Raw genomic sequence first — 14,935 nt, 5'->3', positions numbered from 1 at the left:
TGCTGAAGAATTAACCTTGGTCTTGTTTATCGTCAACCAGCGGGCTGGCGCGATGTTCGGCGCGGATCTCTTCTTCCGGTAACGGCGCCGGTTCAGCGGCGGTGGTTGCTTCCACCGTTGTCGCCAGCGGTTGGCCGATTTTAGTCACGGACAGGCTTTGCAGCGTGTCGACCAGCTTCACCTGGCCCGGGGCAAACAGGTTGATCACGGTGGAGCCCAGTTTGAAGCGGCCCATCTCCTGGCCTTTCAGCAGGGCGACGGAGCCTTCGCTGTCGCCAGCGGGCCAGGTCCAGCGTTTAATAATGCCTTCGCGCGGCGGGGTTACGGTGCCGGACCACACGGTCTCGATGCTGCCGACGATAGTCGCGCCCACCAGAATTTGCGCCATCGGGCCAAACTCAGTATCAAACAGGCAGATGACGCGCTCGTTACGGGCGAACAGGTTCGGCACGTTCTGCGCCGTCAGATGGTTAACGGAGAACAGGTCGCCAGGAACGTAGATCATTTCGCGCAGGATACCGTTGCACGGCATGTGCACGCGGTGATAGTCGCGCGGCGACAGATAGGTGGTGGCGAAGCTGCCGTTACGGAACAGGTCGGCCATCTGGTAGTTGCCGGCCAGTAAGGCTTCCAGGCTGTAGTCGTGGCCCTTGGCCTGCAGAATTTTATCGTTCTCAATGGCACCAAGCTGGCTGATCACGCCGTCGGCCGGCATCACCAGTACGTTAGGATCGGTATTCAGCGGGCGAACGTCGTCGCGCAGCGGGCGCACAAAGAAATCGTTGAAGGTGCGATAGGCCGCGGTATCCGGCTTCTGCGCCTCTTTCATATCGACCTTGTAGTATTTCACGAACAGATCGATGACCAGCTTCGTCAGCCAACCTGCGCGTTTGCTCGCACCCCAGCCTGCGAGGCGGGTAAGCCACAGTTTAGGCAGAATGTATTGCAGTGAAAGTTTAAGATCGTTTAACAAAGTAGCCTCCAGGCCATGATATGTCGTTCCTGACCCCGCCTGCGGGCGGGGACCTGAAAAAAGGGGACGATTCTATACGTAAAACTCGCCAAATGGCATCCGCGTAAGCCGCGTCATCACCGCTACCCGGCAGCGCCTGACGTGACGCTCAGCTTAATGGTCAGTCATCGGTCGAGGAAAAGTTTTTACGCGTTTTTACCTGTACCTGCGCCATGCTTTCCAGGATGCGGTGGTAGTTCTCGAAACGGCTTTCGGCGATCTTGCCGCTCTCTACCGCTTCGCGAAGCGCACAGCCAGGATCGGTATCGTGTTTACAGTCGCGATATTTGCAACGGCCTAAATAATCATGGAATTCGACAAAGCCGTTGGTGATTTGTTCCGCTTCCAGATGCCACAGGCCGAACTCACGTACCCCCGGTGAATCAATCACATCGCCGCCGTGCGGGAAGTGGTAGAGGCGCGCCGCGGTGGTGGTGTGCTGGCCTAAGCCGGAAACGTCCGAGACATCATTGGTGAGGATCTGATCCTCATTCAGCCCCAGCAGGGCGTTCAGCAGGCTTGATTTACCCACCCCGGACTGCCCGGCGAAGATGCTGATGCGGTCGGTCAGGGCCGCTTCCAGCGGCTTGAGGCCGTCCTGAGTACGGCTGGAGACCAGCAGTACGCGGTAACCGATGTTGCGGTAGATGTCCATTTGCTCATTGACAAAGCGCAGGCCATCGTCATCCAGCAGATCGATTTTGTTCAGGACGATTAACGGCTCGATATCCTGCGCCTCGCAGGCCACCAGATAGCGATCGATAATATTCAGCGACAGCTCAGGCAGGATCGCGGAAACCACCACGATCTGGTCGATATTGGCGGCGATAGGCTTCACGCCGTCGTAAAAATCCGGGCGCGTCAGGACGGAGGCGCGATCGTGAACCGCTTCGACGATCCCTTTGACGCTTACGCCGTCGGCGGCGTCTTTACCCGGCCGCCAGACCACGCGGTCGCCGGTGACCAGCGAACGGATCGTCCGGCGGATATTGCAGCGATGCACGCTGCCGTCAGCGGATTCGACGTCGGCATGCATGCCAAAGCGACTGATGACAATGCCTTCCGACGTATCGCCAAACAGGTTGTCATCGTAGTCGGCCTTCTCCGCAGTGGTTTTCAGACGGCGCTGGTGGTTGGCTTTGACGCGGCGCTGCTGGCCTTTGGAGAGTTTATTTTTACTCAATCGAACTGGCTCCTGGTCGCCCTGATGGGGCAAAACCTCTATGATACACGCTATTTTAGATGAATATAGTCACGCAAGAAGGGTGGAAAATAGCATGAGTGCAAATGAAAACAACCTCATTTGGATCGATCTTGAGATGACAGGGCTGGATCCGGAGCGCGATCGCATTATTGAAATCGCCACCCTGGTGACCGATGCCAACCTGAACATTCTGGCCGAGGGGCCGACCATCGCGGTGCATCAATCGGATGCCCAGCTGGCGCTGATGGACGAGTGGAATGTGCGGACGCATACCGGCAGCGGGCTGGTGGATCGCGTGAAGGCCAGCGCCGTCAGCGAGCACGACGCCGAACTGGCGACCATTGAGTTTCTTAAGCAGTGGGTGCCGGCGGGCAAGTCGCCGATCTGCGGCAACAGCATCGGCCAGGATCGTCGCTTCCTGTTTAAGTACATGCCGCAACTGGAAGCCTATTTCCACTATCGCTATCTGGACGTTAGCACGCTGAAAGAGCTGGCGCGTCGCTGGAAGCCGGAAATTCTCGACGGCTTTAAAAAGCAGGGTACCCATCAGGCGATGGACGATATCCGCGAGTCAGTCGCCGAGCTGGCTTACTACCGCGAGCATTTCATTAAGCTGTAAACCGCGACCGGGCCCTGTGCGCGGCCCGGTACACCTTTCTGCGTTATTTAAACCACTTCTGCTGCATCTGCTGGAAGTCAGGCGTCGCCATGACCGCAGTCAGGGCATCGTTGATCGCATTCAGCAGCTCCGGATCGTCTTTGCGCACCGCAATTGCATACTGCTTACCGTAATAAACCGGGTCGGTGGCCCGTTCATCCATGATGGCGTAGTCAGGGTTCTCCTGCTGCCAGGCGTCGAGGGTGGCGAAGTCGCCCATGACGCCGGTTATTTGCCCGGCCTTCAGCGCGGCCAGGGCGCTGGCGACGTCGTCGTAAGGAACAGCCTGTACGGCTTTCTGTTTATCACGCAGATAGTGTTGATGCAGTGTGCCTTTCACCACGCCGACTTTTTTGGCTTTCAGGTCGGCAAAGGTATGGGCGACATCTTTGTTGACGATCACCACACCGGAGAGCGCCTGGCGATAGGGACGGCTGAAGGCGACCTGCTTCTCACGCATCGGGATCACTTCCATGCCGGCAATCACCGCGTCAAATTTCTTGAAGCGTAAAGCCGGGATCAGCGTATCGAAACGCTGCGCCGTGAACTGGCACTGCGCCTGCATCTGCTGGCACAGGGCCTGGGCAAGATCGATATCGAAGCCGACAGGCTGATTTTTGCCGTTGGCGGTGACAAACGGCGGATTGGCCGTGCTGGTGCCAAAATGGAGCGTCTCGGCTGACGCGGTTCCGATGGCCAGCGTGCTCAGCAGCAGGACGGTGAGGACTTTTCTCATGCTAATTCCCTGTTTGGCGGCGTGGTGGCCTCGTTTTACGTCGCGCCACCGCTGTATGATGCGAGCGATTTTGCGTCATTCAGGCGGGCGGAAAAAGCGATTTTGCCCGAAATGACGCTTATTTATACAATTCAGCGGCGTAGGTGGCGAGAAAATATCCATTTAAACAAAAAACGCAAAAAAGTGATGAACAGGGGGTTGCAGGGGCATCGAATTCTCGTATAATGCGCCTCCCGTAACGACGCAGAAATGCAAATTACGACGCCATCGAAATATGGCAAAAAATGCAGTAACGCGGGAATAGCTCAGTTGGTAGAGCACGACCTTGCCAAGGTCGGGGTCGCGAGTTCGAGTCTCGTTTCCCGCTCCAAAATTTGAAAGCACCATCCTGATCAAAGGATTTCATCTCGCAGATGCGGGGCGAAAGCCAAAGATTAAGCGGGAATAGCTCAGTTGGTAGAGCACGACCTTGCCAAGGTCGGGGTCGCGAGTTCGAGTCTCGTTTCCCGCTCCAAAATTTGAATGACACACCACACCAGTCGCAGTTTTCAGGTTGCTACACAGTAGCTTGAATGACGATGATTAAGCGGGAATAGCTCAGTTGGTAGAGCACGACCTTGCCAAGGTCGGGGTCGCGAGTTCGAGTCTCGTTTCCCGCTCCAAATTTTCTTCCATCTCTTATTTATCCACAGTGCAATCCAGCGCCGGGGATGATTTTCATTTGGTCTGCAGAAATACTGTGAACAGAGTTATCCACAGGTTGTCGTTTCGTCTCTGACGGCGTAAATGCTTCGCTTTGTAAATAATATCTTTATATCTAATTGAAATTTAACAATTAAATTTCATTTCGAAATGTTAATCCGATCACTTGACCTCGGTCTGCGCCTTGAAACGCAATGTGTTTTAGATTTTATTCACAGCCTGTGAATGAATCAGGCGTCGCGCGGCAGCCCTTTCTCTACCACCCTGACCAGACGTAATTTTTTCGGCAGCTGTACTTCAACGGCGTCGGCGCTCCGTTTTTTCAGCTGCTGGGCCATCGCCCACTCAATGTGTTCGTCGAGAAGCGGGTGCTCGCCCAGGCGACTCTCCAGCGCGCGAAGATGGGCTTCATCCCAGGGCGCATTACCCAGCGCGACGGCGATATTACGCAGCCAGCGCAGGTGACCAATGCGACGAATCGCCGACCCTTCGGTCACCTTCAGAAACCACGATTCGCTCCAGGCGAACAGCTCCACCAGCGGCGGGGCATGCAGCGCCTGGCGCGGACTGAAATCCTCTTCATCGGTGAGCTGTGAGAAACGGTTCCACGGGCAGATGAGCTGGCAGTCGTCACAGCCATAGATCCGGTTGCCGATGAGCGGACGGAATTCCTCCGGGATCGCGCCTTCCAGTTCGATGGTGAGATAGGAGATGCAGCGGCGGGCGTCGACGGTATAGGGCTCGACGATGGCCCCGGTGGGGCAGATGGTCATGCAGGCGACGCAGCGTCCACACTCCTCCGCGACCGGGCTGTCGACCGGCAGGGGCAGGTCAATCAGCAGTTCGCCGAGGAAAAAGAAGGATCCGGCGTCGCGGCTTAAGATAAGTGAGTGCTTACCTGTCCATCCAAGGCCCGCTTTTTCTGCGATGGGCCGTTCCAGGATAGGCGCGGAATCGACAAAAGGTCTAAAATTGAGCGAAGCACACTGTTCCTGAATCTTCTCACCCAGTTTTTTCAGGCGATTACGTAGCAGCTTATGATAATCACGCCCAAGGGCATAACGGCTGACGTAACCCAGCGCGGGATCTTTCAGGGTGCGGGCAAAGGCGGCGTTTGCGGGCAGATAGTTCATCCGCACGCTGATGACGCGTAACGTACCGGGCAGCAGTTCGTGGGGGCGGGCGCGCATCATACCGTGACGGGCCATCCACTCCATTTCGCCGTGGTATTGTTTATCCAGCCATGCCTGCAGTTTGGGTTCACTGGCGCTAAGGTCGGTATCGGCGATACCGACCTGCTGGAACCCGAGCTCTGTGCCCCATTGTTTGATTTGTTGCGCTAACTGAACGAGATCGAGGGGCTGTGACATGATGGACCATACAATGACGAAAAACCCTGACAGTATACCATACAACATTTGGCCTGCGGAGGCGCTGCGCCTGGCCGAACGAGAGGCGGCGGACAGCCTGGGACTGACGCTGTTTGAACTGATGCAGCGCGCGGGCGAGGCGGCGTTCCAGCTGGCCAGCCGCGCTTTTCCTGACAGCGCGCACTGGCTGATCCTCTGCGGGCATGGCAACAACGGCGGCGACGGATATGTCGTCGCGCGTCTGGCCCAGGCCGCCGGGCGGCGGGTGACGCTGCTGGCGGTGGAGAGTGACAGCCCGCTGCCGGAAGAGGCGCAGGCGGCGCGGGAGGCATGGCTTAACGCCGGCGGCGTGATCCATGCGGCCACTGTCCCCTGGCCAGACGATATCTCACTGATTATTGACGGCCTGCTTGGCACCGGGTTGCGCAGTGCGCCGCGCGAATCCATCGCGGCGCTCATCCACCAGGCGAACCACCATCCTGCGCCGGTGGTGGCTCTGGATATCCCTTCCGGCCTGAATGCGCAGACCGGCGCGACGCCGGGGGCGGTCATTCAGGCCGACCATACGCTGACGTTTATTGCGCTCAAGCCGGGGCTGCTGACCGGCAAGGCGCGGGATGTCGTCGGGCAGCTCCACCATCATGCGCTGGGGCTTGAGCGCTGGCTCGCCGGACAAAGTACTCCCCTGACGCGATTTTGCGCCGCCCACCTTGCCGACTGGCTGCCGCCGCGTCGGGCTACCTCCCATAAGGGCGATCACGGCAAGCTGGCGATCGTCGGCGGCGATCGCGGCACGGCAGGCGCGATTCGCATGTGCGGTGAAGCGGCTTTACGCGCCGGCGCAGGGCTGGTGCGAGTACTCACTCACCCTGAGAACGTGGCGCCCATTGTCACCGCCCGGCCGGAATTAATGGTGGATGAACTGACGCCGCAGACCCTGAAAGCCGCGCTGGAATGGGCGGATGTGGTGGCGATTGGCCCGGGCCTGGGGCAGAACGAGTGGGGACGCAGCGCCCTGCGCATGGTGGAAAGTGTTAACAAACCGATGGTCTGGGACGCAGACGCGCTGAACCTGCTGGCATTCAATCCCGATAAACGTCACAATCGCGTGCTGACGCCGCACCCCGGCGAAGCGGCCCGTCTGCTGAACGTCAGCGTGGCAGAAATTGAAAGCGATCGCTTACTTTCTGCGCAGCGTCTGGTAAAACGGTATGGCGGCGTGGTCGTGCTGAAAGGCGCGGGCACGGTGGTGGCCAGTGAAAGCGGGGCGATGGGCATTATCGACGCCGGCAATGCCGGGATGGCCAGCGGCGGAATGGGCGATGTGCTCACTGGCATTATTGCCGCATTGTTAGGACAGCACCTGACGCCGTATGATGCTGCCTGTGCCGGGTGCGTCGCGCATGGCGATGCCGCCGACCGACTGGCCGCCCGCGAGGGCACCCGCGGCATGCTGGCGACCGATCTCTTTTCCACGCTCAGGCGTGTTGTTAACCCGGATGTGATTGACGTAGACCATGATTAACCGAGTGATTCCTTTACCCGATGAGCAGGCCACGCTGGCCCTGGGCGACCGTATTGCGCAGGCCTGTACCGGCGCCACCGTGATTTACCTGTATGGTGACTTAGGCGCGGGGAAAACCACCTTTAGCCGCGGCTTTTTACAGGCGCTCGGTCACCGCGGCAATGTCAAAAGCCCAACCTATACCCTGGTGGAGCCGTACACCCTCGACAAACTGATGGTGTATCACTTCGATCTCTACCGCCTGGCGGATCCTGAGGAGCTGGAATTTATGGGGATCCGCGATTATTTTGCCGACGATGCCATCTGCCTGGTGGAATGGCCGCAGCAAGGCGCAGGTGTCCTGCCTGACCCGGACGTTGAAATTCACCTTGATTACCAGGCACAAGGGCGTGAGGCGCGCATTACCGCGATCTCCTCACGGGGTGAGTCTTTACTGGCGCGTTTAGCCATTTAGCCTGAAGGATGACGGGATGAAGTATCGCATAACCACCTGGCTTGCCGCTGCGCTGATGCTGTCGAGTCTTCACGCCACTGCGGCGAGTTTATCCGATATCCAGGTCTCCAATGGAGACCAGCAGGCCCGTATTACTCTTAGCTTTGTCGGTGAACCGGAGTATTCCTTTACCCCGCAGGGCAAACGACTGGTGGCGCTGGATATCAAGCAGACCGGCGTATTGCAGGGACTGCCGCTGAAATTTAGCGGCAGCAACCTGGTGAAGAGTATTCGCGCCGGTACGCCGCAGGATACGCAGACGCTGCGTCTGCTGGTGGATCTGACGGAAGATGGCAAAACCCGGGCGGTGAAGCAGCAGAACGGGGCGAATTACACGGTGGTCTTTACCATCAACGCCGACGCGCCGCCGCCGCCACCGCCGCCGCCTCCTGTGGTGGTGAAACGGGCCGATCCGCCGCCGGTAATGCCTTCCCGGACGGCGACGGCGGGACGCAATCCGTTTAGCTCGTCGGGCCACGATCGGCAGACGGTGATGACCCCCTCTCAGCCGGCGATGACCAACAATCAGACCGTGACCCGTCCGGCGGCCCGCACGGTGTCGGCGCAGGATAAGGTGATTATCGCCATCGACGCCGGGCACGGCGGTCAGGATCCTGGCGCGATTGGCCCGAATGGCACCAAAGAGAAGAACGTGACTATCGCTATCGCGCGCAAGCTGCGGGCGCTGCTGAACGCCGATCCGCAGTTTAAACCGGTGCTGACCCGTGACGGGGATTACTTTATTTCGGTAATGGGGCGCTCGGATGTGGCGCGTAAGCAAAACGCCAACTTCCTCGTCTCAATCCATGCCGACGCCGCGCCAAACCGCGATGCCACCGGCGCCTCGGTATGGGTGCTCTCGAACCGTCGCGCCAACAGTGAAATGGCCGGCTGGCTGGAGCAGCATGAGAAGCAGTCTGAACTGCTCGGCGGCGCGGGCGATGTGCTGGCGAACAGCCAGGCCGATCCCTACCTGAGCCAGGCGGTGCTGGATCTGCAGTTCGGTCACTCCCAGCGCGTCGGCTACGATGTGGCGACCAACGTACTCAGCCAGCTGCAGCGGATTGGCAATCTGCATAAGCGCCGTCCTGAGCATGCCAGCCTCGGCGTACTGCGCTCGCCGGACATTCCATCGATTCTCGTGGAAACAGGCTTTATCAGTAACAACGGGGAAGAACGGCTGCTGGGGAGCGATGATTACCAGGAGCAGATTGCGGAGGCGATTTACAACGGTCTGCGCAACTACTTTATGCAGCATCCGCTGCAGTCGGCGCCTCGCGGCGAGGCGGCGCAGACCGCCAGCGCCGCAGCGCCAGACGGGATGTTGATTAACTAAGGAGCAGGGGATGCCGATTCAGGTTCTGCCGCCGCAGCTCGCCAACCAGATTGCCGCCGGCGAAGTGGTGGAACGGCCCGCGTCGGTGGTGAAAGAGCTGGTTGAAAACAGCCTTGATGCGGGCGCCACGCGAATTGATATTGATATCGAACGCGGCGGCGCGAAGCTCATTCGCATTCGCGATAACGGCTGCGGCATCAAAAAAGACGAGCTGGCGCTGGCCCTGGCTCGCCACGCGACCAGCAAAATCGCCTCGCTCGACGATCTCGAAGCCATTATCAGCCTCGGTTTTCGCGGCGAAGCGCTGGCCAGTATCAGCTCGGTGGCGCGTCTGACGCTCACCTCGCGCACGGCGGAACAGCAGGAAGCCTGGCAGGCGTATGCCGAAGGCCGCGATCAGGCGGTGACGGTGAAGCCGGCGGCGCACCCGGTCGGCACCACCCTGGAAGTCCTCGATCTGTTCTACAACACCCCGGCGCGGCGCAAATTTATGCGTACCGAAAAGACCGAGTTCGGCCACATTGACGAGGTGGTCCGCCGCATTGCGCTGGCGCGCTTCGACGTCACCATCAACCTCAGCCATAACGGCAAGGTGATGCGCCAGTATCGGGCAGTCGCTCAGGATGGCCAGCGGGAACGGCGGCTGGGAACCATCTGTGGCGCCGCCTTTCTTGAACATGCCCTGGCGATTGAGTGGCAGCATGGCGATCTGACCCTGCGCGGCTGGGTCGCCGATCCGCTGCATACCACCCCTGCGCTGGCGGAAATTCAGTATTGCTACGTTAACGGGCGGATGATGCGCGACCGGCTGATCAACCATGCTATCCGCCAGGCCTGTGAAGACAAACTGGGGGCCGATCAGCAGCCGGCGTTTGTGCTGTATCTGGAGATCGATCCCCATCAGGTGGATGTGAACGTCCACCCGGCCAAGCATGAGGTGCGTTTCCATCAGTCGCGCCTGGTGCATGACTTTATCTACCAGGGCGTACTGAGCGTGCTGCAGCAGCAACTTGACGCGCCGCTGGCGGAAAAAGACGACCCGCCGGCGCCCCGTGCGATGCCGGAGAACCGGATCGCGGCGGGCGGCAACCAGTTTGCGCGGCCGTCGGAAGCGCGTGAACCGGCAACCCGTTTCAGCATCACGCCATCGCGTGAGCCTGCGGCCTCCAGCGGCAGGCCGGGCGGCGCGAGCTGGCCGCACGCGCAGCCGGGTTACCAGAAGCAGCAAGGGGCGCTTTATCGTCAGTTGCTCGACACGCCAACGGCGCCAAAGCCCGCGTTACAGACTCCGGGCACGGCGGAACTGGCCGGTCACAGCCAGAGCTTTGGCAGAGTGCTGACGATTGTGAGCCGCGACTGCGCGCTGCTCGAGCGCGAGGGCGGCCTGGCGCTGCTGTCGTTGACCGTTGCCGAGCGCTGGCTGCGCCAGGCGCAGTTAACCCCGGGAGCAGAGGCCGTCTGTGCCCAGCCGCTGCTGATCCCCCTGCGGTTAAAAGTGACGGAAGGGGAAAAACAGGCGCTGGCCGCCGCGCAGCCGGCGCTGACGCAGCTGGGGATCGATATGCATACCGATGCCCTGCACGTGACAGTGCGCGCGGTCCCTTTACCCTTAAGACAACAAAATTTACAAATCTTGATTCCTGAACTGATAGGCTACCTGGCGCAGCAAAACGCATTTGACGTCGGCAATATCGCCCAATGGATGGCGCGTAATCTGACGAGCGAACAGACGTCATGGAATATGGCGCAGGCGATTGCGCTGCTGGCGGACGTTGAGCGTCTTTGCCCGCAGCTGGTGAGAACGCCGCCGGGTGGCCTGTTACAACCTGTAGATCTCCATTCGGCGATGAATGCCCTGAAAGATGAATGATGTAACCGAGGCGAGCCTGCCCAAGGCAATTTTTTTAATGGGCCCGACGGCCTCCGGCAAAACCGCGCTGGCGATATCCTTACGTAAAGTTTTGCCAGTAGAGTTGATTAGTGTTGATTCCGCCCTCATTTATCGGGGAATGGATATTGGCACCGCCAAACCGGATGCCGCAGAGCTGAGCGCCGCGCCGCACCGGCTGCTGGATATTTTAGATCCTGCAGAGGCCTATTCCGCGGCGGATTTTCGCCGCGATGCGCTGGCGGCGATGGCGGAAATTGTCGCCGCCGGGCGAATTCCGCTGTTAGTCGGCGGGACGATGTTGTATTTCAAAGCGTTGCTGGAAGGATTGTCGCCCTTACCGTCCGCTGACCCAGAGGTCAGAGCGCGGATTGAGCAACAGGCCGCAGAGCAGGGGTGGAACGCGTTACATCAGCAGTTACAGGAGATCGATCCCGTGGCGGCTGCGCGTATTCATCCAAATGATCCGCAAAGGCTTTCCCGGGCACTGGAAGTTTTTTTCATTTCGGGTAAAACTTTAACGGAACTGACGCAAACGTCAGGAGACGCTCTGCCATATCAGGTGCATCAGTTCGCCATCGCCCCGGCGAGCCGTGAACTGCTCCATCAACGCATAGAACAGCGTTTTCATCAGATGTTAGCTTCAGGTTTTGAAGCAGAAGTACGGGCGCTTTTTGCCCGCGGAGATTTGCATACGGATATGCCTTCCATCCGTTGTGTCGGATACCGCCAGATGTGGTCATATCTCAATGGCGAGATCCCATATGATGAGATGGTTTATCGAGGTGTTTGCGCCACGAGACAGTTAGCCAAACGTCAGGTCACCTGGCTGCGCGGTTGGGAAGGTGTGCACTGGTTAGACAGTGAACAACCTGAACAAGCGCTCAACAAAGTATTACAGGTTGTTGGTGCGAGCCAGAACTGAACGTGTACAATTAAACGGTATCGTGCGTAATTTTTTTTGAGAATCGTAAGGTTCTGAGTACAAAACAAGCATACATATAAGGAAAAGAGAGAATGGCTAAGGGGCAATCTTTACAAGATCCGTTCCTGAACGCTTTGCGTCGGGAACGCGTTCCGGTTTCTATTTATTTGGTGAATGGTATCAAGCTGCAAGGGCAAATTGAGTCTTTCGATCAGTTCGTGATCCTGTTGAAGAACACGGTCAGCCAGATGGTCTATAAGCACGCAATTTCTACTGTTGTCCCGTCTCGCCCGGTGTCTCACCACAGCAACAATGCTGGCGGCGGTTCCAGTAACTATCACCACGGTGGTAGCGCGCAGGGCTCTTCTGCGCCACAACAAGACAGCGACGACGCCGAATAAGGCTAGTGCTGTTTTTCCACGCCGGGGAGCCAGGTTTTCTGCGTTCCCCGCTGGTATTTTATAAGGGGTTTACGCTTGTTTGACCGTTATGACGCCGGTGAGCAGGCGGTACTGGTACACATCTATTTTTCGCAAGACAAAGATATGGAAGACCTCCAGGAGTTTGAAACTCTGGCCTCTTCCGCCGGTGTCGAAGCAATGCAGGTGATTACCGGTAGCCGTAAAGCACCGCACCCGAAGTATTTTGTTGGTGAAGGTAAGGCAGTCGAAATTGCGGAAGCCGTTAAAGCGACCGGCGCTTCGGTCGTGCTCTTCGATCATGCCCTGAGTCCGGCGCAAGAACGCAACCTGGAACGCCTGTGCGAATGCCGGGTTATCGATCGTACCGGTCTTATTTTAGATATTTTCGCTCAGCGCGCGCGCACCCATGAAGGGAAACTGCAGGTCGAGCTGGCGCAGCTGCGCCATATGGCGACCCGCCTTGTCCGCGGCTGGACCCACCTTGAAAGACAAAAGGGCGGGATCGGTTTGCGTGGCCCGGGTGAAACCCAGCTCGAAACTGACCGTCGTTTATTGCGTAACCGCATCATGCAGATCCTGTCGCGGCTGGAAAAAGTCGAAAAACAGCGTGAGCAGGGGCGGCGGTCGCGCGCGAAAGCCGATATTCCAACCGTGTCGCTGGTGGGCTACACCAACGCCGGAAAATCAACGCTCTTTAACCAGATCACCGCCGCCGAGGTCTATGCCGCGAACCAGCTGTTCGCGACCCTGGACCCGACGCTGCGCCGCATTGACGTCCCTGACGTCGGCGAAACGGTGCTGGCCGATACCGTCGGCTTTATTCGCCACCTGCCGCACGATCTGGTGGCCGCGTTTAAAGCGACGTTGCAGGAGACGCGTCAGGCGACGCTGCTGCTGCATGTGATTGACGCGGCGGATGTCCGCGTGCAGGAAAACATTGATGCGGTAAATACGGTTCTCGCTGAAATTGAGGCCGATGAGATCCCGGCGCTGCTGGTGATGAACAAAATCGACATGCTGGACGATTTTGAACCGCGCATCGATCGCGACGATGAAAATAAACCGATTCGGGTCTGGCTTTCCGCTCAGACCGGGGTTGGCGTACCACTGCTTTTTCAGGCGTTAACGGAGCGCCTTTCCGGTGAAGTGGCCCAGCATACGCTGCGCTTACCGCCGAAAGAAGGGCGACTGAGAAGCCGTTTCTATCAGCTTCAGGCGATAGAAAAAGAGTGGATGGAGGATGACGGCAGCGTGAGTCTGCAGGTGCGCATGCCGATCGTTGACTGGCGGCGCCTCTGTAAGCAAGAGCCAACGCTTGTTGACTATGTGGTTTGACCTTGCAGCTTGCCTGAAGATATTGACCCCTGTGGGGATATCAAAAACAAATATGGAGCATATACATGGCGTGGAATCAGCCCGGTAATAACGGACAGGACCGCGACCCGTGGGGGAGCAGCAAACCTGGCGGCAACTCTGAGGGAAATGGCAACAAAGGCGGTCGCGAGCAGGGGCCGCCGGATCTGGATGATATCTTCCGCAAGTTAAGTAAAAAACTTGGCGGGCTCGGCGGCGGCAAGGGCGGACTGGGCGGCGGCAATAGCGCGCAGGGACCTCGCGGACCGATGGGCGGGCGTATTGTCGGCATCGTTGCCGCGGCGGCAGTGATTATCTGGGCGGCCAGCGGTTTCTATACTATTAAAGAAGCCGAACGCGGCGTGGTCACCCGTTTTGGTAAGTTCAGCCATCTGGTTGAGCCGGGCCTGAACTGGAAGCCGACCTTTATCGATAACGTGCAGGCAGTAAACGTGGAGTCGGTACGTGAACTGGCGGCGTCCGGCGTCATGTTGACCTCTGACGAAAACGTGGTGCGCGTTGAGATGAACGTGCAGTACCGCGTCACCGATCCGGAGCGCTATCTGTTTAGCGTCACCAGCGCGGACGACAGCCTGCGTCAGGCCACCGACAGCGCGCTGCGCGGGGTGATCGGTAAATACACCATGGATCGCATTCTGACCGAAGGTCGTACCGTGATCCGTAGCGATACTCAGCGTGAGCTGGAAGAGACGATTCGCCCGTACAACATGGGCATCACTCTGCTGGACGTCAACTTCCAGACGGCACGTCCGCCGGAAGAGGTGAAAGCCGCGTTTGACGATGCCATTGCCGCGCGTGAGAACGAACAGCAGTACATTCGTGAAGCGGAGGCTTACACCAACGAAGTCCAGCCGCGCGCGAATGGTCAGGCGCAGCGTATCCTCGAAGAGGCACGCGCCTATAAGACCCAGACCGTCCTGGAAGCCCAGGGTGAAGTGGCTCGCTTTGCTAAGATCCTGCCGGAATACAAAGCCGCGCCGGAGATTACCCGCGAGCGTCTGTACATCGAAACGATGGAAAAAGTGCTGAGCCACACCCGTAAAGTGCTGGTTAATGACAGCAAAAACGGCAATCTGATGGTTCTGCCGCTGGACCAGATGCTGAAAGGCGCCGCTGCGCCGGCAGCAAAGAGCGATAGCAGTGACGCCAGCGATCTGCTGCGTCTGCCGCCTGCATCCAGCACTGGCAGCGCCAGCACCTCATCAACCTCGAGCTCAACCGGGGGTAGCATTATGGACCAACGCCGCGCTAACGCGCAGCGTAACGACTACCAGCGTCAGGGGGAATAAC

The 14,935-nt window shown here is 58.6% G+C and carries 13 protein-coding genes and 3 tRNA genes; 12 read left to right on the top strand and 4 right to left on the bottom strand.

Annotated features, from left to right (window positions below; all coding sequences use genetic code 11):
- Positions 1 to 10: 10 nt before the first annotated feature.
- Positions 11 to 973, bottom strand: a complete 963-nt coding sequence (asd, locus tag ACOI7Z_RS18650) for an archaetidylserine decarboxylase (RefSeq protein ID WP_004206431.1) — start codon at positions 971 to 973, stop codon at positions 11 to 13.
- Positions 974 to 1,133: 160 nt separating this feature from the next.
- Positions 1,134 to 2,195: a small ribosomal subunit biogenesis GTPase RsgA gene (rsgA, locus tag ACOI7Z_RS18645; protein WP_023291707.1), complete on the bottom strand. Its 1,062-nt coding sequence runs from the start codon at positions 2,193 to 2,195 to the stop codon at positions 1,134 to 1,136.
- Positions 2,196 to 2,289: 94 nt separating this feature from the next.
- Between rsgA and orn the strand changes: the two genes are divergently transcribed.
- Positions 2,290 to 2,835 (top strand): oligoribonuclease, encoded by a 546-nt coding sequence (gene orn / locus ACOI7Z_RS18640; protein WP_004206435.1) that lies wholly within the window; start codon positions 2,290 to 2,292, stop codon positions 2,833 to 2,835.
- A 43-nt stretch (positions 2,836 to 2,878) separates the two neighbouring features.
- On the opposite strand, the gene ACOI7Z_RS18635 is transcribed toward orn, so the two are convergent.
- Entirely contained in the window at positions 2,879 to 3,610 is a 732-nt protein-coding gene (locus tag ACOI7Z_RS18635; RefSeq protein WP_086076015.1) for a transporter substrate-binding domain-containing protein, read from the bottom strand.
- A gap of 294 nt (positions 3,611 to 3,904) precedes the next feature.
- Between ACOI7Z_RS18635 and ACOI7Z_RS18630 the strand changes: the two genes are divergently transcribed.
- The 3 genes from ACOI7Z_RS18630 to ACOI7Z_RS18620 all read left to right on the top strand — a co-directional run bounded on the left by ACOI7Z_RS18630 (position 3,905) and on the right by ACOI7Z_RS18620 (position 4,272).
- Positions 3,905 to 3,980 (top strand) — tRNA-Gly (locus ACOI7Z_RS18630).
- A 68-nt stretch (positions 3,981 to 4,048) separates the two neighbouring features.
- Positions 4,049 to 4,124: transfer RNA gene (locus tag ACOI7Z_RS18625), tRNA-Gly, on the top strand.
- 72 nt (positions 4,125 to 4,196) lie between these two features.
- Positions 4,197 to 4,272: transfer RNA gene (locus ACOI7Z_RS18620), tRNA-Gly, on the top strand.
- A 270-nt stretch (positions 4,273 to 4,542) separates the two neighbouring features.
- Here ACOI7Z_RS18620 and queG read toward each other — a convergent pair.
- Positions 4,543 to 5,682 (bottom strand): tRNA epoxyqueuosine(34) reductase QueG, encoded by a 1,140-nt coding sequence (queG, locus tag ACOI7Z_RS18615; RefSeq protein ID WP_080901610.1) that lies wholly within the window; start codon positions 5,680 to 5,682, stop codon positions 4,543 to 4,545.
- A 13-nt stretch (positions 5,683 to 5,695) separates the two neighbouring features.
- Between queG and nnr the strand changes: the two genes are divergently transcribed.
- The 8 genes from nnr to hflK all read left to right on the top strand — a co-directional run bounded on the left by nnr (position 5,696) and on the right by hflK (position 14,934).
- Positions 5,696 to 7,207 (top strand): bifunctional ADP-dependent NAD(P)H-hydrate dehydratase/NAD(P)H-hydrate epimerase, encoded by a 1,512-nt coding sequence (gene nnr / locus ACOI7Z_RS18610; RefSeq protein ID WP_170927804.1) that lies wholly within the window; start codon positions 5,696 to 5,698, stop codon positions 7,205 to 7,207.
- A complete protein-coding gene (gene tsaE / locus ACOI7Z_RS18605) occupies positions 7,200 to 7,661 on the top strand; it encodes a tRNA (adenosine(37)-N6)-threonylcarbamoyltransferase complex ATPase subunit type 1 TsaE (protein ID WP_004206439.1) in 462 nt (153 codons plus the stop codon). The genes nnr and tsaE overlap by 8 nt, the downstream gene beginning before the upstream one ends.
- A 16-nt stretch (positions 7,662 to 7,677) precedes the next feature.
- Entirely contained in the window at positions 7,678 to 9,036 is a 1,359-nt protein-coding gene (amiB, locus tag ACOI7Z_RS18600; RefSeq protein ID WP_080901608.1) for an N-acetylmuramoyl-L-alanine amidase AmiB, read from the top strand.
- A gap of 10 nt (positions 9,037 to 9,046) precedes the next feature.
- Complete coding sequence (gene mutL / locus ACOI7Z_RS18595) at positions 9,047 to 10,906, top strand: DNA mismatch repair endonuclease MutL (RefSeq protein WP_086076019.1); 1,860 nt, start codon at positions 9,047 to 9,049, stop codon at positions 10,904 to 10,906.
- The gene (miaA, locus tag ACOI7Z_RS18590) at positions 10,899 to 11,849 is read left to right on the top strand and encodes a tRNA (adenosine(37)-N6)-dimethylallyltransferase MiaA (RefSeq protein WP_087848657.1); all 951 of its coding nucleotides are present in this window, start codon (positions 10,899 to 10,901) and stop codon (positions 11,847 to 11,849) included. The genes mutL and miaA overlap by 8 nt, the downstream gene beginning before the upstream one ends.
- A gap of 92 nt (positions 11,850 to 11,941) precedes the next feature.
- Positions 11,942 to 12,250, top strand: a complete 309-nt coding sequence (gene hfq / locus ACOI7Z_RS18585; RefSeq protein ID WP_002885659.1) for an RNA chaperone Hfq — start codon at positions 11,942 to 11,944, stop codon at positions 12,248 to 12,250.
- Between the two features lie 75 nt (positions 12,251 to 12,325).
- Positions 12,326 to 13,606, top strand: a complete 1,281-nt coding sequence (hflX, locus tag ACOI7Z_RS18580) for a ribosome rescue GTPase HflX (protein ID WP_004146725.1) — start codon at positions 12,326 to 12,328, stop codon at positions 13,604 to 13,606.
- 65 nt (positions 13,607 to 13,671) lie between these two features.
- Entirely contained in the window at positions 13,672 to 14,934 is a 1,263-nt protein-coding gene (gene hflK, locus ACOI7Z_RS18575) for an FtsH protease activity modulator HflK (protein ID WP_004206443.1), read from the top strand.
- Position 14,935 lies beyond the last annotated feature (1 nt).

The sequence above is a fragment of the Klebsiella sp. C283 genome, assembly GCF_048822555.1.
Classification (GTDB): domain Bacteria; phylum Pseudomonadota; class Gammaproteobacteria; order Enterobacterales; family Enterobacteriaceae; genus Klebsiella; species Klebsiella quasipneumoniae.
The sequence above is the reverse complement of the archived record's forward strand: the minus strand, read 5'-3'. Positions and strand labels throughout refer to the sequence as shown.

Coding starts and splice junctions, on each gene's coding strand:
- orn (WP_004206435.1), top strand. CDS start 2,290: ATGAGTGCAAATGAAAACAACCTCATTTGGATCGATCTTGAGATGACA.
- ACOI7Z_RS18635 (WP_086076015.1), bottom strand. CDS start 3,610: ATGAGAAAAGTCCTCACCGTCCTGCTGCTGAGCACGCTGGCCATCGGA.
- queG (WP_080901610.1), bottom strand. CDS start 5,682: ATGTCACAGCCCCTCGATCTCGTTCAGTTAGCGCAACAAATCAAACAA.
- nnr (WP_170927804.1), top strand. CDS start 5,696: ATGACGAAAAACCCTGACAGTATACCATACAACATTTGGCCTGCGGAG.
- tsaE (WP_004206439.1), top strand. CDS start 7,200: ATGATTAACCGAGTGATTCCTTTACCCGATGAGCAGGCCACGCTGGCC.
- amiB (WP_080901608.1), top strand. CDS start 7,678: ATGAAGTATCGCATAACCACCTGGCTTGCCGCTGCGCTGATGCTGTCG.
- mutL (WP_086076019.1), top strand. CDS start 9,047: ATGCCGATTCAGGTTCTGCCGCCGCAGCTCGCCAACCAGATTGCCGCC.
- miaA (WP_087848657.1), top strand. CDS start 10,899: ATGAATGATGTAACCGAGGCGAGCCTGCCCAAGGCAATTTTTTTAATG.
- hfq (WP_002885659.1), top strand. CDS start 11,942: ATGGCTAAGGGGCAATCTTTACAAGATCCGTTCCTGAACGCTTTGCGT.
- hflK (WP_004206443.1), top strand. CDS start 13,672: ATGGCGTGGAATCAGCCCGGTAATAACGGACAGGACCGCGACCCGTGG.